Genomic DNA, 17426 nt, shown 5'->3' on the forward strand with positions numbered 1-17426 from the left:
GATGAGTACAAATATACCCCTGCCGCTGGTACTCCTGCACAGTGCCTTCGCTCTTCGGACTGGAACGTGACGGGGACATCGAGACCCTGACCGCGGTGGTTACCGAGAGTGACAACCCGACGGTGAGAGAGCGGGCCGCCGAAATCCTGGGCAGTCTCGACGAGACTGACGACGACGGCATCGAGGCACTCGTCGAGGTCGTACAGACAGACGACAACGAGGCCGTCCGAGCGGCGGCGATCGACGCGTTGACGGCCCTCGATGCGATCGACGGTCTCCTCTCCGCGCTGGGTCGGGACGTTCCGGCGGCCGCTGCCGACTGGAAGAAAGCCGAGACCTTCGTCCAGGATCTCTCGGCGGACGCGCCGGAACTCCGGATGGCCGCCGCGAACGTCCTGGGCCGCCTGGAGAACGAAAACGCCGTCAATCCGCTGGTCGAGTCCCTCTCCGATCCGGATCCCCGAGTGCGGGTCCGGGTGGCTCGCGCCCTCGGTCGGATCGCAGATCCGGGGGCCGCGGGCGCGCTCGTCGAACATCTCCAGGGAGAACCGCTCCCGGTCAGGCGGGCGGTTGCTGACGCGCTGGGCTATCTGGGCAATCGGCCCGCCCTCGACGGACTGCTCTCGATGGCCGATGACGGCAGCGAGGCGATGCGACGCACGGTGGCTGCCTCGCTCGGGCGCTTTGGCAACACGGAGCCGATCGACACGCTCGTGGATCTGCTCGGCGACGAGAGCGATCTGGTCAGGCGGGCGGCGGTCTTCTCACTGATCGAGATCCTCTCAAACGTCGACGCCTCGAAGAGCGACGAACTCAGACAGGCCGTCGTCGATCGAATGAGCGCGAGCGGTGATCCGAGCATCGTCCAATCCCTCGCCGAGATCATCGAGGAGGGAACCCAGCTTCACCAACGGCGCAACGCCGTGTGGATGCTTGGGCGGGTGGCCGAGGAAGGCGATGGGGTGGCTATCGATGCCCTCCTGTCCGTCCTGGACGACGATGATCAGTTAATCCAGCAGTTCGCTACCACGAGCCTGGCCGAGATCGGTGGCCGACGGGTCGAGACCGAACTGCTGGAGGTGCTGGATACCGGGAGCGAGGCGGCGGTTGGAAAGGCCGCGTTCACGCTCGGGAAAATTGGGGGTGACCGCTCGCGCCAGAAACTCGAACGGCTGGTCGACGAGACCGAGAGCGAGGAGGTACGGCAGTACGCCTTTTCGGCACTGTCGAAACTCGAACAGTCCGCTCCTGATATCGAGGATTTCGAGTTTTGAATGCTCAGACAAATGTTTTATAGCGACCACGTGAAGGGCAAAGTAGCATGATGTCGGCGGGGGCGGCCGGGTCGTGGTCGATTCGACGGGGAGCTTCTCGCCCGTGGAGGGGATGGGAATGAGCGAGTCCGAATACAAGATCGAGGACACGAAAGGCAAGTTCCTCCAGGCGGTCAAAGACGGCCGACGGCTGAAGGACGCCGACTGGTCGCCCGGCCGGATCATCCTCTCGAACAAACGGCTCATTCTGGTCAGCAACGACGGGAAGCGGACCCTCCCGCTGTCGAAGATCACGAGCCTGAGCGGTCGGTACGACGTGAACCAGACCGTCGCCAAGGTCTCGGATTACGTTAGTATTCAGCTCGCGAACGAGAGTGTGGTGCTCATTTCCCTGGGTTCGAACACCGAGTCCTTCGAGTTCTCGCTTTTCGGTGCCATGTTGGACCAGGAGCAAGTCCAGGTCAAGCACCCGGCCGTCGAAGGTGGGGTCGTCCAGGATACCACCTACGAGCAGGCCCGTGTGAAAGTCTCCGATGACGACCGGGAACTCAACGTCGCACTCTCCTCCGGCGCCTTTGTCCCGATCGATCTGGACGACGTGGGAAGTGTGGAGGCGGACAATCAGCAGGTAGCTGGGACGGCTCGGCCCATCCTCAAGGTCGAACACGCCCAGGAGGGGACCAGCGTCCAGACCTACTTCGCTGGCGAGTCCCACGCCATGGCCGTGCTCGAATCACTTTTCAAGCGCGGCGTCGAGCAGAGCCAGGGCGCAGTCGACCTCTCGGAGACCGAAAAGCGGGTCCTGATGGGCCTGTACTCGGGTGTCTCCGCCTTCGAAATTCCGGACTTCCTGGGGATGGACGTCGACGAGGTCGAGTCGATCTACGAGCGGCTCATCGAACTCGACATCCTGGAGGAGGTCCGAACTCGCCGGGAGGTCACGATGAAGACTCGCGGGCGGAACATCGCGAGTGAAGTCATCAACGAGGAGTGATCACAGGTTGACCTGCTCGAGGTTCTCCCCCACGGCCAGTTTGCCGGTCGGGGTGAGTTCCCACCCCGAGTCGGACTCTTCGAGCAGGGACTTCTCGGCCAGCCGGCGGAGCATCGTCGAGACCCGACTCGCGTCCACGCCGAGCATCCCCGCGAGATTCCCCTCACTCGCACCCGAATAGAGTCCCACGAGGATCTCGATCTCCTCGTCCCGCAGGTCGATCTCCGCGAGATCCTTTTTGAGCTGGGTGTACTCGATCCGGAGGAACCGGCCCAGCACGTTCATCTTCCGCTCGGGTTGCAGGGCGATCTCGCTCGTCGCGATCTCCCCGCCATCTGCGTGCCGAACCGAGAGTACGGGTCGGGTCCGACCGGCCACCTCCCGTTCGATCCGCTCGAAGTGTGAGACCGTCGACACTTCGATCTCGAAGGGGCTTTCAGCTCTGAATCGCACCGTCGCCGAATCGACGAAGAGCGAGGCTCGCTCGTAGGCTACGTCGGTGATCCGGCCACCCACCTTTGCGGGGTGTTTGACCGCGACCACGGTATCGTTCAGCACGGCCTTGAAGAGCAAGTTGGTGAAGCGCTCGACGGTCTCGTCGGCCCCTTCGATCAGGGCGGCGCGTTTGGATCCGGCGCGCTCGTACGCGACTGTCACGGTGTCCTCGAAGAAGGCCCGGAGCTCGGAGGGGGCGCTTCCGTAGGCGATGTCGAACACGTCCCCGACACCGAAGTTCACGCGGTCCTCGGGGGTGACGAGGACCACTTCCTCGCGGTTCATCACCACGCGGCCCCGGACTGGCTCGTCGTACCGGCCGGTATCGGGAACCACGTCCGTGACGAAGTCCGCGACGACGGAATCACCCATTTGTCGATCAAATCCTGGGACGGCGGGCTCTTAGATCACTCGATCAGTCGATAGATCCGAAGCCGCGGGTCGGCGGCCTCGAACCGTGCTTTGATGTCCGGCGGGATCGTTTCGGTCTGGCCGAGGACGAGATAGCCACCCGGCCTGAGGGACTCGCTGACGGTCTCCAGGATCGGGTGTTTGTACTCGCTGTCGAGATAGATACAGACGTTTCGACAGAGCACGAGGTCGAAGCCCGATTTTGGATCGCCGGTGATCAGATCGTGGCGCTCGAAGCTGATGAGGTCTTTCACCCGCTCTGTGAGTGCGATTCGGTCCCCGTCCTGGGAGACGTATTCCAGGGGATCATCGAGGAAGGAAAGCTGGTCTTCGAGGTCGGTCGTCCGGGTGCTCTGATAGACGCCCTGGCGGGCCCGATCCAGGGCGTTCTCGTCGATGTCGGTCGCGAGAACGTCGACCGACCGTGGCGAGAGCCCGGCGTCGAGGGCCAACATCGCGAGGGAGTACGGTTCGCGGCCGTCCGCACACGCCGCACTCCAGATGTCGACCGACCGGTTTGTCGCTGCGAGGTCCTGAACGACCTCCCTGAGTGCGTGCCAGACCTTCTCGTCCCGGAAGAAACTCGTGACGTTGACCGAGAGCGTATCGAGCAGCTCGGCCCGCTCGTCCTCGTCTCGTTTGAGCAGGTCGAAGTACGCCCCGTAGTCCTCGGATTTGGTCCGCCGCATGCGGGCTGAGATCCGTCGGTCGAGGTAGGACTCGTCGTAGTAACTCGATGCGAAACTCGTCTCCGATTCGATGTACGTGATGAGGTCTTCGAAAGCGTTCATAGCACTGTCGTCTCCGCGTCCACCCGTTCGATCGTCAGGGCTCCGGTCGCCGGGTGAAACGACACGGAGCGGCCCGAGCTGCCCCCAGTCTCTTCGGCGGCAAGGTCGATCTCTGCCTCGGTGAGGGCTGTTCGGGCGGCCGAGACGTTCGTGTCGCCGATCGGTTCGTCGGTCCCGATGTCGAGCATCGACGAGCCGCCGGTCAGCTTCGCTGTCAGTGCTTTCGGGTCGGCACCGAGGGACTCCAGTTCGGCTGTCAACAGCTCGATCCCCGAATCGACGTACTTCGGCGTCGGTTCCTCAGCGGCTGGGAGGGTCGGGAGCATTGCATGCAGCAGGCCGCCGATCCCATCGCCGTCGTGGATGGCGACGGCCACACAGGAACCCAGCCCACTGGTCACGATCTGTCGTGGCTCGTCGGTCACCGCCATGTCAGCCACGCCAACCCGGATCCGCTCCCCCCGTGTCTGCATTTCAGACACGCTCCACAGTCGAGACGTCCAGATCCTCGTCGAGTGCCGAGATGACCGACTGGAACCCGTCGGCGTCGGGGAAGGCAAAGAGCCGGCAGGTAAGCGGGTCTTCGGCGGTGATCGCCACGTCGAAGACGTAGGCGAACTCCTGGTTGCGGCCGAGCTGGACCGCGACGGACTCCAGGACGGCCTGGCCCAGATCGTCGACGAAGTCCGGCACCGAGTGATCGATGGTCGTCCCCAGGGCGTTGGCCCACCCGTCGATGAACCCGCTGGCCGTGATGTTCCCGATCTCCTCGATCGCACTCCGCTGGATGCCCTCGTCGGTGGCGTCTCCCGGCACCAGGGCCTCGGTGACCGTCCTCGCGTGTTCGGCCTCGAAGAGGACCGCGAGAAAGCCGTCCATCACCCCGGAGAACTCGAAGACCGTGCCGACGTACTCCGACTCGTCGACCGCCCCGGAGACGTCCTTGATGGGGACGAAATCGAGATGGGTGACCGCGACGTCGGTCGCCAGGCCGGTCATCGCTTCCAGGTTCTCGGCGACGGTCTCGGCCCCGGCGGCGGTCAACCGGATGAACGTCGAGAGCTCCTGAACCGACACCGCCGAGTCGCTGGCGTCGGCGGCTGCCTCCTGGAGCATCTCGAGGAAGCTCGTCGGGTCCGGGAGCAGGTAGAACCGGCATTCGTGGCCAGTTCCGACCTCGATCTGGCTCTCGAAGACGAAGGAGAATTCCGCCAGGTCCGCATCGGGAACCCGCTGGGTCGGGTCCTCGATCGTCGTCGGGGTGGAGATGTCGATGGTCTCGGCGAGCTGCTCGGCCCACCCATCGACGAAGCTGCTGGTCAAAATGTTCCCGACCTCGTTGAGGTAGGCGGGGTCCGGGTCCGGACCGGTTCCAGCCAGTTCGGAAAGCACGAAATCGGCGCTTTCGCCGTCGAAGACCAGGAGTGCGTGCCCCTCCAGTCCGCCCTCGTACTCGACGGCAATCGCCGTCTCGAAATCGGCGACCAGGGCGTCGATCGAGTCGATCGGGGCGAAGTTGACCTTGGTCGTTTCGACGAAGGTCTCGGCGTCGGTCAGGGTGGCAAGGGCCTCAGCAGCCGTTGTCGCACCGGCGGTTCCGATCCGGTTGAAGGTGCCAAGGGAGGCGAGATCCACACGCATGTCAGATCGAGTTGATGAGTTCCACGAACTCCTCGATGTTCGGGAACGTGTAGATGGTCGCCTCGACGTCGACATCCGGGGCCTCAAGGGTCGAGTCGAAGACCAGTGCGATCTCGTGTTTGCCAGCCTCGACGCTGTGCTCGACGATCGTGTCGCCCTCGGCTCGCAGCAGTTGGGGTGTCGAGATGTCGATGGTTCGCCCGAGGACGTTCGCCCAGCCGTCGATGAAGCCACTGGTCATGATGTTGCCGACTTCCTTGATCGCCGATCGTTCCATCTCCGAGTAGGTTGGGCCGCCGCTCGGTTCGCTCCCGAGCATCGAGTGAGCCAGTTTTTTCGCGCTCTCATCCTCGAAGAGGATCAGTACCGACCCGTGTGGGTGTTCGAGCAGGGGCACGTTGACACCAACGACCCGCTCCCGGCCCAGATGTGCCCCCAGATCCTCGATGTCAAGCACATTGATCTTCGTGATCTGCATCTCCGTCTCGACGCCGGTGAGCTGGGTCAGATGTTCCGCGACCGTCTCGGCACCGGCCTTGGCGAGCCGGTTCACGTCCCTGAGCCGCCTGATGTCGATCTTCGTGGACATGATCAGAGTGTCGCCACGTCGAGGATGGTCACCACGTCGCCCTCCCCGAGGACCGCCGCCCCGGAGAGGCCCGGAATGCCGCTCAGGATGCCCTCGAAGGGCTTGACGACGACCTCCTCCTGTCCCTGGACGGCGTCACAGTGCAGGGCCACCTGGCGTTCCGTGTCCCGGATCTTGACGAGCATGCCGTCCCCGTTGCGTGTCTCTCCGGGCACGTCGAGGGCCCTCCCCAGGCGCACGAGCGGATAGACCGTGTCGTCGTAGGTGACCACTTCCTCGCCGTCGACCTGCTTGAGCGGGCGCATCCGGCTGATCTCGTCGATGGTCTTGATCGGGATGCCGTATTTCTCCCCGCCGGACTCCACGAACAGCACCTTCACGATGGCGACGGTCACCGGCAGGGTGAGTGTCACGGTCGTCCCCTCGCCCGGGTCGCTCGTGACCGACACCGAGCCATCGAGTCGCCTGACGGTGTCGTTGACAACGTCCATCCCGACCCCGCGCCCGCTGACGTCTGTTACCTCCTCCGTGGTCGAGAACCCGGAGTGGAAGATCAGCTCGGCCACCTCGTCTTCCGCCAGGTCCGCCGCCTCTGCACTGTCGAGAATGCCCTTCTCGACGGCTTTCGTTCGAACCGCGTCGTGATCGACGCCCTGGCCGTCGTCGATCACCTGGATCTTCACCCGGTCCCGCTCGCGCTCGGCCCGGAGCGTGATGGAGCCAGTCGGGTCCTTGCCGGCGGCTTCGCGCTTCTCGGGGGGCTCGATCCCGTGGTCGACTGCATTCCGCAGAATGTGCATCAGCGGGTCGCTGATCTCGGTGAGGATCGTGCGATCGAGTTCGACGTCGTCACCCTCGATCGTGAACTCGACCTGTTTGTCCTCCTCGCGGGCGAGATCCCGGACCAGTCGGGGAAACTTCCCGACGATCTTCTTCATCGGGACCAGCCGCATGTCCATCACGGTGTCCTGGAGGTTCGAGGTGATCTTGTCCAGATCGTCGAGTTCCTCTTCGGTCCGGCGGTCGTTCGCTCCGACGCTCCGGCGGAGCTTGATCCGGGTGGTCACCAGCTGTTCGACCAGGCCGTGGAGCTCGTCGAGCTGGTCGACGTTCACGCGGACCGATTGGATCTCGCCGACCGAGTCCGTGCCCGACCCGCCAGCGTCCGCCGCTGTCGTCTCCGTCTCGCTTCCGGCGCTCTCGGTGTCGAGTTCCTGGACGGTGACGTTCGTGACGTCCCCGTTTTCCGCGATCACCGAGGCGACGTCGCCGGCGTCTGTCGCGAGTGCCAGTGCGAAGTCCTCGTCGTACTCGCCGTCCTCGATCGCGTCGATCTCGGGGACGGCCCCGAGAACGTCGAAGGTCTCCTGGATGTCCTCCAGAACGAACATCGCGTCGACGCCGGGCATCTCCGAGTCGGCCATCTCCACTGTTGCCTGTACCACCCGATCGCCGTCGGCGTCCAGTGTCGCTGGATCGAAGGCGACGTCCTCGGTGGTCGATTCCTGGGCAGCCGTCCCGGTCGCCGGCTCGTCGGCCTTCTCAAGGACCGCTCTGAGGTCCGTGATCGTCGGCCGCACGTTTCGAGTGACCTCACCGGCGGCCTCGATCTCGTCGAGACAGGCCTCGATCTCGTCGACGCCGGCGAAGATGTGGTCCATCCGGTCGGCGGTGACCGCAATCTCGCCCTGGCGCATCGCGTCGAGGAGGTCCTCGACGGCGTGGGCGAGGTCCGAGGCGTCCTCGAAGCCCATTGCTCCGAAGTTGCCCTTCAGGGTGTGGGCCGTCCGGAAGATCCGGTCCATGGCCCCGTCATCCTCGGGGTCGCTCTCGAGGGTGAGCAGCGCGTTGTTCAGCTCGGTGACGTGGTCTTCGCCCTCGCGGACGAATTCTTCGAGATAGTCTTCCATCAGGTTCGGTCCCGTATGGTGTCGAGAACGGCGTCGACGAGTTCGTCCGCCGGGTACACCTCGTCGACACAACCGGTCTCGATGGCTCGGCCGGGAATGCCGAAGACCGCGCTCGTTTCCTCGTCCTGTGCCAACACCTGGCCGCCGATGGCGTCGATCGCCTCGACCCCCGCCGCTCCGTCCGAGCCCATGCCCGTCAGGACGACGGCGGTGACGGGATCGTCGATCGTCTCGGCGACGGACTCCATGGTCACGTCGATGGCCGGCCGCACGGAGTGGACGGGCGCGGACTGTTCGAGTCGCACCCGGAGCCGACCACTGCTATAGCCGCTCACGACCATGTGGTAGTCGCCTTTCGCGATCAGTGCCTCGCCGCCTCCGATTCGGTCCCCGTCACTCGCTTCTCTGACGTCGTAGGCCGACCGCCCGTCCAGTCGCTTCGCGAATCGCCCGGTGAACTGATCGGGCATGTGCTGGACCACGAGGACCCGGAAGTCGGCGGCACGCGGGAGACCCGCGAGAATCGACTCCACGACGTTCGGGCCACCGGTCGAGGCCCCAATCACGAGGGTCGGATGGTCGACGTAGCCCCCCTCGCGATCGGCCGCCGATCGCTGGCTCGTCGAAATCGCCTGTGCGGTCGGATCGGATTGGGCGACCGACTCGACGGTGCGAACCAGTGCCTCGGCGTGGGCGGAGAGGTCAGTCGAGATGGTCCCACTCGGCTTCGCGAAGAAGTCGACGGCGCCTTTCTCCATGGCCTCAAGCGTGGCGTCGGCCCCGTCGGTCGTCAGCGCCGAGAGCATCATGATCGGGACCGGGTCCCGGTCCATGATCGCCTCGACCGCCTCGATGCCGTTCATCTCGGGCATCTCGACGTCCATCGTGACGACGTCGGGATCGTGGTCGGCGACGAGTTCGACCGCCTCGCGACCGTTTGCGGCCTGGGCGACGACGGTCAGCCCGGCGTCCTCGAGGATGTCGGTGATGACCGTCCGCATGAAATGCGAGTCGTCCACGACCAGGACGCGTGTCATGCCGCGAGGACGTCCTCGATGGCGTCCATCACGCTGGGCTTCTGGAACGGTTTGGTGATGTACCCGTCCGCGCCCGCCTTGACTGCCTTTTTCATCTTCTCCTCCTGTCCGATGGACGTGCACATGATGACGTGAGCGCCGGCGTCGGCGTCCTTGATGGCCGCCGTCGCCTCGATCCCGTCGCGGATCGGCATCACGATGTCCATCATCACCAGGTCCGGGTGGTGCTCCTTGTACATCTCGACGGCTTCGACGCCGTTCTCCGCCTCGCCGACGATCTCCAGTTCGCCTTCCAGGATCTCGCGAAGGAGATTCCGCATGAACTCCGAGTCATCAACGAGAAGCACGTCCTGTGCCATACGTAGCCAGTTAGTAGAAGGGGTACTATAAAGTCACCCCGTCCGTTATCAGATATGATTGTCGGTCAGGCACCCGGCCCGTCAGTCGAGATCGCATCGATCAGTCGGGCGATGTCCAGCCAGAGCACCAGCGAGATGTCCTCAGGGACCCCATCCTCGTCCACCTCTCCGAGGTGCTTTCGGAGCACGCCCTGGACGAGGTCGGCCTCGATCGCGCTGGTCTGGATGCCCGCCAGATCGCCGTTCCGATCGATCTGTGCGGGTGGGTAGCCGGTGACCTCCTCGACGGACCCGACCCGGATCCCGATCTTCTGCTTGTCGCCGTCGCGATCCAGGACCAGGATGTTCTCGGCCGTCCCATCGTCCTCGATTGCGAGGAACAGCGTCGGGTCCACCACGGCTGTGGTCTCCCCCCGGAGATCCATCACACCCTCGACCGCCTCGGGGGCCCGCGGGACTCTGGTGATCTGTTTTGGCTCGACGATGCTGTCGACCGCGTCGATGTCGATCGCACAGCGTTCGGCTCCGAGCGTGAACTCGACCACCTCCGTGGCTGGTTCCGCGGCAGTCTCCTCGCGCTTCTCGGGGGCCATCGCGGTGTCGGAATCGGTGGCGGTCATCGTCACTGTCCCAATCACCGGCAGAGTGGCGTATAATTGTTTCGCGGTAGCTATCAAAATCGAAAGTCAGGGGAAGACCAGGCCGTCGTGCTCCCGAACCGTCTCCAGGAGGTCGCCGATCGAATCCTCGGGGTCGAGGTCGTGTTCCTCGAGGTACGCCAGCAGGCCCGTGACTGGGTAGCGAACGCGGACGTTCGACTCCGAGAGCAAGATCCCAAGGGTGTCCTCGACCGCCGTTCCGTCCCCGACCTGTTGGGCGTACCACATGAGCAGGCCGTCGAAGGCCATTCCGATGTCGTCGGAGGCAAGTTGCTGATGGCTCACGTTCTCGCCCGTCTTGGCCGCGAGCCGGTAGGCGTACTGGCTGTCGGTTCGACGCAGGTTCGCGCCGATCCAGCGTTTGACGTCACTCCCCCGTAGCTCCTGGAACTCGGTCCCCGCGGACCCCTGCTGAGTCGTCTTTTTCGTCGGTGCTTCGGTGTCCGGGGTCGACCGGTGGCGATCACCTTCGGGTGCCGTTTCTATCGTGGATCTGTCGACGTCGGGTCGACCTTCCGCCCCGATGACGAACCGGCTCTCGTCCAGTTCCGCCACTTCCTCTTCCTCCCTGAAATCCAGGTCCTCGGGCGTGAGAACTGAGTCGTCCGGCATCTCCTCCTGATCCCGAGGCGGGTCCATACAGCGACCTTTGGTGCTCAGGGTCATAAATCCACCCCGGGCTACGTCGTTCTCAAAATCGAGAGGGGTGCCGGGCGTTTTAAGTGGATTATCCTCCCAAAACAGGGCATGGAACACAACGTGAGGTGGCCCCCGTGAACGAGGAAACAGTCGTCGTGACCGACGGCGTCACGGTGACCAAGTCCTTCGACGCCGAGGAGTTCCCGGTCCCCGCCGTGACCTTCGCGGTCGAGTCGACCCGGACGGAGCCGGTCGAGTTGACGATTACGGATACGATCCCCGAGGACTTCGGGATCGAGCAGATCGGGTTCCACCCTGAGTACGGGAGCGAGGACTGGACTGCCACCGGGAATGGTGAAGTCCGATTCGAACGCACCGTCGAATCGGACGCGAGTTTCACCACGCTCTATGGTATCAGAATGGCCGCCGACACCGAGCCGACACGCTTCCTCGAAAAGCCGACTGTCGAGGTGAACGCAGGCACTCCGGCGGACGGCTCCGAACCGGAACCTGAAGCGGAGGCGGAGATGGAGGCAGACGGCGTCGTCCCTGCCGAGAGCTCCGAACTCGTCAGGGAGTTGGCCCGGGGGGATCGAGAGAGCGTCCCTGGACTGGCCGAGGAGACCACCGGTGACGAACCTGGCGAGAAATCCGGGGACGAACCCGGCACGGAACCAGTCGAAGCCGAGGAAGCGGCCCGCAGGACGGTTGCTGGACTGATCGAGGAGACCGTCGCGGAATCCGAGGCCGCCCCGGCGGAGATGTGGGCGGAGGCTGACGAGACTGAGTCAGAAGCTGATTCGGACGAGACCGACCCCGAAACTACCGCCGGCGAGACCGACCCGGAGACGGATACGGCGGCCCAGACGGACGACGTCGAACCGACAGCCGAGACGGCGGACGAACCGACCGAAACGTCGGCCCCGGACGAGGGCCTCGAGGCGACTGTCCCCGAGGAACCGACTCAGCCGGCGGCGGACGCCGACGCGGAACCAGTGGAAGCCGACGCCGCCGCGGACCAACCCACCGACCCTACCCCCGAAACACCAATGGAGCCCGAGACAGAAACCGAGTCGATCGCCACCGCGCTCGCCGAAGAGATCGAGGCCGGAACCGTCGACCAGGACGCTTTGGCGACGATCCGCGAGGCGGTCCGGACCGAGTCGCCGAGCGATCGCGTTCGGATCGAACACCTCCAGACCCGGCTCTCGGACCTGGAGGCCTACTCGGATGCCTTAGAAGAGTTCATCGACGACAACGGCGGCGCACAGCAGGTACTCTCGGACCTGGAGGCAGAAATCAACTCCCTGGGCGCGGACCTGGCTCACGTGGAGGAGCGACTCGATGTGGCCGAGACTGACCGGGACACGATGAACGAGCACCTGGAGAACCTCACGGACACCGTCGAGGCCATCGCCGGCGTGGCCGAGCAGATCGAACGGTTGCGTGGAGATCTCGAGGCGCTCGACGAACGGGTCGATGAGGTGGAGTCCACGCAACTCGAACTCGAATCCCTGTCCGAGCAGGTCGACGCCCTCGAAGCGGAACTCGAGGCCGTCCAGGAGTGGCGTGACCAGCTTTCGGACGTCTTCGGGTGACTGAGTCGATGACCACGGTCCAGATCTTGATGGACGACCGGGTCGTCGGGACCCGACCGATGGGTTTGCGGGCCGAACACGGTTTTGCAGCGGTCGTTGGGGACGTGCTCTTCGACACGGGTCAGACCGGCGAAGCCGTCGAAAACGCCCGTCGGCTCGGGCTGGAGACGAGCTACGAGCAGATCGTATTGAGCCATGGTCACTACGATCACACCGGCGGCTTGCCGGCGTTTCTCGACGGAGCCGAAACCGTGTACGCCCATCCCGATGCGTTCGATCCGAAGTTCCAGGACGGGACGTACATCGGGCTCCCGTATCGGCGGGCGCGACTGGCAGCCGACGTCGAAATCCACACCCACGAAGGGCCGGTCGAGGTCGCCCCAGGAATTCACGCCCTCGGGGAGGTCCCTCGCCCCCATCCCGACAATCCGCTCGGGACGACGGTTCGTTCGGACGGCTCCCGCGTGGCCGACCAGATCGCGGACGACCAGTCACTGGCGGTGGAGATGGCGAATGGTACCGCGCTCGTCTGTGGCTGCTGTCACGCGGGGTTGCGGAACACGATCGAACACGCAGAAGCGGTGACCGGCGAGCAAGTTCGGGCCGTCATCGGCGGGACACACCTGGTCGGATCGAGCCCCGCGGAGATCCGGGAGATCGCCGACTGGATCGGCGATCGACTCGATCTCTTCGCGCCCTCTCACTGCACCGGTCACGTGGGCGAGCGGATCTTCGCCGAGCGGTTCTCCGAAGCCTACGAGCACGTGGGTGTCGGGTCCACGATCGAGGTCTGATCAGCGCAGCCCAGCCGTTTCGAGGTACTCGTGGGCCACCACGCGGGGATGGCGTTTCCCGATATCGACCTGTCTGACCAGCCGACGCATCTCCGAGACGTCCTCGAAGGTGGGTCCGATCCGGTTGAGAACGTCCATGACCTCGGGATGGGAGCGGACCAGGTCGTTTCGAACCAGCGGTGCCGGGTTGTAGATCGGGAAGAACTGTCGCCGGTCGTCGAGTTCCTCCAGGTCGTGGATGTCGATGAGGGCGTCCACGGTCAGCCCCATGGTCACATCGACCGTCGACCGGCCGATCATCTCGTAGCGCTCCTCCGAGGCGTCGATCGTCTCTGTTCGCTCCCAGACTGCATCCTGAACCTCGGGCTCGAAACCGTGGGTCTCAAGCAGGCCGCGCCAGCCGTCGTCCCGGTCCCGGAAGTCCGGCCCGACGACGGCGTTGAGCTCGCCGTCGTGGTCGTTGGCGTAGGTCGCCAGGTCGTCCAGGGAGTGAACACCCGTCTCCTCACACCAGACCCGGGGCGCGAGGATGCCGTAGGTGTTGTTGTGAGTCGCCCGCTCGCCGTACGTGAGTTGGTAGGTCGACTCGATTCCCTGCTTGGCCGTCTCGTAGAGCTTGTGGGTGTCCGTAATGGACTCGGTTCGGTCGAGGAACTCCCCGTAGATCGTGCCGGTGTACTCCCAGTAAAGGTCCAGATCGCCGTTCCGTAGCTGTCGGAAGTTCTCCTCGGTGACACCGGTCCCCACCTGATCGACCGGCGAGAGGTCGGTTTCGGCTTCGAGGAGTTCGTAGGCGAGATAGGCGAGGATCTTGTTCGCGGTGAAGGGCTTGGAGCCGATGACGATCGGGGTGGACTCGGCCGCCGCGACACTCTCGCGGGTCTCCGAGTCGAGCGTTGTGACCCCCTGGACGTTCCGGTACTCGTACCCGCCGAGTTGCTCTTCGAGCACGGTCGCCTGCGCGGAGAGGGTCTTCACGTCGTGACCGATCGCGGCGAACTCGCCCTCCTGGGACTCCATGGCCTGGACGACGCTGTCGGTCTCGTCGGTGGTCTGCTGGGCGAGGTCGTAGAGTTCGTCGGCCATCTGTGAGACCTGCTGGGCCGCTTCTGCCTGTTCGGCGGTCGCGTCGTTGATCTCCTGAACCCCGACGTTGGTCTCCGTGGCCTGCTCGGCGATCTGCTCCAGTGACTGGAGGGCTCCCTCGACGGTCTCGATCCCGCTGGAGACGTTCTCGGCCGTCGCGTCGAGTTCTGCCGCGGTGTCCTCGGCGTGGCTGTGAACGTCGGTCAGCAGGCTCCCGATCTCGTCGGTCGCCTCCTGGGTCTCCTCCGCGAGGGACTTGATCTCCTCGGCGACCACAGCAAAGCCGTCCCCGGCCTCGCCCGCCCGGGCGGCCTCGATGGAGGCGTTCAGCGCGAGCAGGTTGGTCTGATCGGCGATGTCAGCGATGAACTCGACGACTTCGTCGATCTCGGCGGTCTGATCCGTGAGGTGTTCGGCGGTCTCACGGGCCCCGGAGACGCCCGTTTCGATCTGATCGAGTTCCTCAACGGCCCGCTCGGCGGCCTGGCCGCCTTCTTCGCCACGCTCGGCCATCCGCTCGGACTGATCGGCCACGTCGTCGGCCGTCGCAGTGACCTCCTCGATGGTTGCCGAGACGTTTGCCATCTCCGCGGAGACGGCCTCGACGTTGGCCTCCTGTTCGTCGGTGGCGTCGCTGATCGTCTCGGTCGACTGGCGGACGACCTGGCTCTCCTGGCGGACGTCCTCGATGCCGCGGGTCGCCTCCTGGCTCGTGTCGGTGACGTCCCCGGCAAAGCGGTCCACGGTCGCGAAGGTGTGTTCGAGGGATTCGGCGACAGTATCCAGCAGCGATACCGTCTCGGCGAGTTCCGGATCGTCCGGCGAGACGGTCGGTCGGGCCGTGAAGTCTCCCTCGGCCATGGCCCGGAGTACGGACTGGATCTCGCCGATCGCTTCGTGTCGGTCGTCCCTGGGCTCCTCCCGGTCGGTGTCTGTCGTTGATGTCGCGTTCATGTGTGTCTTTCAACCGAGTAGCGCCGACGGCTCGACCCAGACCACGAACCGATCATCCACTCTGATGACTCCGCGTGTGGTCGCCGAACTGGTCGACTCGTCGACGCCTGCCGACGTGACCGACAGCACCTGGTGAACGTCGTCGATGAGGAGGCCGGTCCCGTCTTCGTCCGCCAGGACGACGATCCGCTGGCCGCTGGTGGTCGCATCCAGATCCAGGGCGACCGTCGGATCGACGATCGTGGTCGTCTCTCCGCGGAGGTCCACGACACCCTCGACTTCCGGAGCCGCGTTCGGGACGGCCGTGATCTCCTCGTCGGCGTCGACGATCTCTTCGACCTGTGTGATGTCGATGCAATATCGGTCGTCTCCCAGCGAAAATTCGAGGACACTTGTATCTTCGTTACTCATTATCAATCTGCTCATACCGGAACCGAATAAGGATTGGGGCTTGGGCCGTTGACTGGTAACTGTCAGCACATTTTCCCACGGAATAACGCCGGTACTCTTTTGCCACCCCCATGATTTGTCGTCAAGTGATGGATCCGGAGGCGGTGTTGCGTGTCCTTGGAAACAAGTACAACGCCCAGATACTTCGGGCAACCCACAAGCCGAAGTCCGCACAGGACCTTTCGGAGGAACTAGATATTCCGATCGCAACCTCCTATCGCCGAATCGAGGAGCTGCAGGACCACGATTTGCTGGCCCTCGAGGGCCAGGAGTTCTCGGATGAGGGTCGTCGGACCAAAGTCTACCGTCGCAAGATCGACGAGATTGCGGTTTCCTTCGGGAACGGTGACTGCGAACTGGATCTGACCCGGCGGACGGAGGCCAAAAACAACCTCGTCGACGTGTGGTCGGATTTACGCGACCAGGCCTGATTATTGAAAATTGAAATCGGCGGGCAAAATTTAAGTGCCAGTTCCAGGGACTTCAGCGTGTACCGTGGCCCCCATAACACTTATCGAGGCCCTCTATGCCGTCTTCAGCGGGACACTCGCCCTCGCTGGTCTCTCGGTCGTCGCGCTCGCCATTCAGGCCTACGCCGACATCCGACAGCCCGCGATGCTCCACCTGTCGATCGGGTTCGTCCTCATCGTCGCCGCCGCGCTTGGGACGACAATCAGTACGTTCCTCGGCGATTACTCACACGTGGTTGGTCTCCTGACGGTCAACTACGCCATCACGACCGTTGGGTTTCTCTTCGTCATGTACAGCATCGTCTCGCGCAACTAATTCATCGTCCGAACCAGGACCGGACCCGACCGAGAAGCTGGGTTCGATCCGCTTCGTTTTCGAGTCCGGCTTCGTCGATGAGCGTCTCGAGTGGGACTTCCATGACCGGACCGGGTTCCTCGTCGATCTCCGCCCCACTTTCTGGATCGACCCACTCGAATCCACCGGGATCCCTCGGTGAGTCCTCGCCGAATTCAAGTGTCTCCGCGAGCGAAGCCGCGAGGCGTCTGTAGGCGACGGCTGCCGGCGTGGACTCGTTCTCGAAGACGACTGGAACGCCCGTTCGAATGCTCCTTTGAACTTCGCTGTCGGCCGGGACGCTGACCGTCACCGAGCCGGTGGTTCCGAGGGCCGTCGCGAGTCCCTCCACGTCGTCGAAGGAACCGGAGCCCGTCCCAGTGAGGACAGCCCCGACGACGGGCACTTCCAGCCGCTCGACGAGTTCGCCCGTCTTGGACGCGTCGGTCAGGGAGTGCAGTTCCGCGGTCGTGACCAGGAGGACGCCGTCTGCTACATCGAGCGCCGCAGCGACGTCGTCGCTCAACCCGGCCCCGGCGTCGAGGACGACCACGTCGAACGCCGATTTGAGTTGGGCGATAATCGCTTCGAGGGAGTCCGTTCCCGCGTCGGCGTACTCGCGCAGGTCGGTCGCCCCAGGAACGACCGTGAGCCCGCGAGCCTCGTGAAGCGCGGCGGAAAGCGGGGCTCGCTCGGCGAGTACGTCGTGGATCGTCGCTTCGGGCTGGGTGAGCCCAACCATCGCGCCCAGATTCGCCATCCCCAGATCGACGTCCACGACCGCGACGCGGTAGTCCCCGGCGAGGGCCGCACCGAGGTTCACCGCCGTCGTCGTCTTGCCGACGCCACCCTTCCCGGAGGCGACCGCGAGGGCGTAGCCTTCGGCGTCCGCGCCCGGCATGCTGTCCTGTGTTTTCCGTGTTCCATACATAAGTGTGCCT

General features: G+C 64.3%; 19 protein-coding genes. 6 read left to right on the top strand and 13 right to left on the bottom strand.

Annotated elements, in window-relative coordinates; genetic code table 11:
• The first annotated feature begins 41 nt into the window (after positions 1-41).
• Together RH831_RS06610 and RH831_RS06615 are read left to right on the top strand one after the other, a co-directional pair.
• A complete protein-coding gene (locus RH831_RS06610) occupies positions 42-1274 on the top strand; it encodes a HEAT repeat domain-containing protein (RefSeq protein ID WP_310553433.1) in 1233 nt (410 codons plus the stop codon).
• A 118-nt stretch (positions 1275-1392) separates the two neighbouring features.
• Positions 1393-2268, top strand: coding sequence for a CheF family chemotaxis protein (locus RH831_RS06615; protein ID WP_310553434.1), 876 nt, complete (start codon positions 1393-1395; stop codon positions 2266-2268).
• On the opposite strand, the gene RH831_RS06620 is transcribed toward RH831_RS06615, so the two are convergent.
• From RH831_RS06620 to RH831_RS06665, 10 genes are all read right to left on the bottom strand, one after another.
• Positions 2269-3135, bottom strand: a complete 867-nt coding sequence (locus tag RH831_RS06620; RefSeq protein WP_310553435.1) for a CheF family chemotaxis protein — start codon at positions 3133-3135, stop codon at positions 2269-2271. It abuts the gene before it with no gap.
• A 35-nt stretch (positions 3136-3170) separates the two neighbouring features.
• Positions 3171-3965, bottom strand: coding sequence for a protein-glutamate O-methyltransferase CheR (locus tag RH831_RS06625; RefSeq protein ID WP_310553436.1), 795 nt, complete (start codon positions 3963-3965; stop codon positions 3171-3173).
• Positions 3962-4438, bottom strand: coding sequence for a chemotaxis protein CheD (locus RH831_RS06630; RefSeq protein ID WP_310553437.1), 477 nt, complete (start codon positions 4436-4438; stop codon positions 3962-3964). The genes RH831_RS06625 and RH831_RS06630 overlap by 4 nt, the downstream gene beginning before the upstream one ends.
• A 1-nt stretch (position 4439) precedes the next feature.
• A complete protein-coding gene (locus tag RH831_RS06635) occupies positions 4440-5606 on the bottom strand; it encodes a chemotaxis protein CheC (RefSeq protein WP_310553438.1) in 1167 nt (388 codons plus the stop codon).
• Between the two features lies 1 nt (position 5607).
• Positions 5608-6195, bottom strand: a complete 588-nt coding sequence (locus tag RH831_RS06640; RefSeq protein WP_310553439.1) for a chemotaxis protein CheC — start codon at positions 6193-6195, stop codon at positions 5608-5610.
• 2 nt (positions 6196-6197) lie between these two features.
• Positions 6198-8105 carry a chemotaxis protein CheA gene (locus RH831_RS06645; protein WP_310553440.1) on the bottom strand — a complete coding sequence of 636 codons (1908 nt, stop codon included), beginning with the start codon at positions 8103-8105 and terminating at the stop codon, positions 6198-6200.
• Positions 8105-9142 (bottom strand): chemotaxis-specific protein-glutamate methyltransferase CheB, encoded by a 1038-nt coding sequence (cheB, locus tag RH831_RS06650; RefSeq protein ID WP_310553441.1) that lies wholly within the window; start codon positions 9140-9142, stop codon positions 8105-8107. Before cheB ends, RH831_RS06645 begins: the two co-directional genes overlap by 1 nt.
• Positions 9139-9501, bottom strand: a complete 363-nt coding sequence (gene cheY / locus RH831_RS06655) for a chemotaxis protein CheY (protein ID WP_070365228.1) — start codon at positions 9499-9501, stop codon at positions 9139-9141. The genes cheB and cheY overlap by 4 nt, the downstream gene beginning before the upstream one ends.
• A gap of 65 nt (positions 9502-9566) precedes the next feature.
• Complete coding sequence (locus RH831_RS06660; RefSeq protein WP_310554140.1) at positions 9567-10121, bottom strand: chemotaxis protein CheW; 555 nt, start codon at positions 10119-10121, stop codon at positions 9567-9569.
• A gap of 66 nt (positions 10122-10187) precedes the next feature.
• The gene (locus RH831_RS06665) at positions 10188-10799 is read right to left on the bottom strand and encodes a hypothetical protein (RefSeq protein ID WP_310553442.1); all 612 of its coding nucleotides are present in this window, start codon (positions 10797-10799) and stop codon (positions 10188-10190) included.
• A 134-nt stretch (positions 10800-10933) separates the two neighbouring features.
• Between RH831_RS06665 and RH831_RS06670 the strand changes: the two genes are divergently transcribed.
• Positions 10934-12397 (top strand): hypothetical protein, encoded by a 1464-nt coding sequence (locus RH831_RS06670; RefSeq protein ID WP_310553443.1) that lies wholly within the window; start codon positions 10934-10936, stop codon positions 12395-12397.
• Between the two features lie 8 nt (positions 12398-12405).
• Positions 12406-13191 (top strand): MBL fold metallo-hydrolase, encoded by a 786-nt coding sequence (locus RH831_RS06675; protein ID WP_310553444.1) that lies wholly within the window; start codon positions 12406-12408, stop codon positions 13189-13191.
• Here the strand turns inward: RH831_RS06675 and RH831_RS06680 are convergent, their stop codons facing one another.
• Positions 13192-15231: a glycine betaine ABC transporter substrate-binding protein gene (locus tag RH831_RS06680; RefSeq protein ID WP_310553445.1), complete on the bottom strand. Its 2040-nt coding sequence runs from the start codon at positions 15229-15231 to the stop codon at positions 13192-13194.
• Positions 15232-15240: 9 nt separating this feature from the next.
• Positions 15241-15642 (bottom strand): chemotaxis protein CheW, encoded by a 402-nt coding sequence (locus RH831_RS06685; RefSeq protein ID WP_310553446.1) that lies wholly within the window; start codon positions 15640-15642, stop codon positions 15241-15243.
• 128 nt (positions 15643-15770) lie between these two features.
• Between RH831_RS06685 and RH831_RS06690 the strand changes: the two genes are divergently transcribed.
• Positions 15771-16112, top strand: a complete 342-nt coding sequence (locus RH831_RS06690; RefSeq protein WP_310553447.1) for a helix-turn-helix domain-containing protein — start codon at positions 15771-15773, stop codon at positions 16110-16112.
• A gap of 64 nt (positions 16113-16176) precedes the next feature.
• Positions 16177-16467 carry a hypothetical protein gene (locus RH831_RS06695; protein ID WP_310553448.1) on the top strand — a complete coding sequence of 97 codons (291 nt, stop codon included), beginning with the start codon at positions 16177-16179 and terminating at the stop codon, positions 16465-16467.
• A gap of 1 nt (position 16468) precedes the next feature.
• On the opposite strand, the gene RH831_RS06700 is transcribed toward RH831_RS06695, so the two are convergent.
• The gene (locus RH831_RS06700) at positions 16469-17386 is read right to left on the bottom strand and encodes a MinD/ParA family protein (RefSeq protein ID WP_310553449.1); all 918 of its coding nucleotides are present in this window, start codon (positions 17384-17386) and stop codon (positions 16469-16471) included.
• Between the last annotated feature and the right edge of the window lie 40 nt (positions 17387-17426).

Origin of the sequence: Halodesulfurarchaeum sp. HSR-GB (assembly GCF_031432215.1) — an archaeon.
Lineage (GTDB): Archaea > Halobacteriota > Halobacteria > Halobacteriales > Halobacteriaceae > Halodesulfurarchaeum.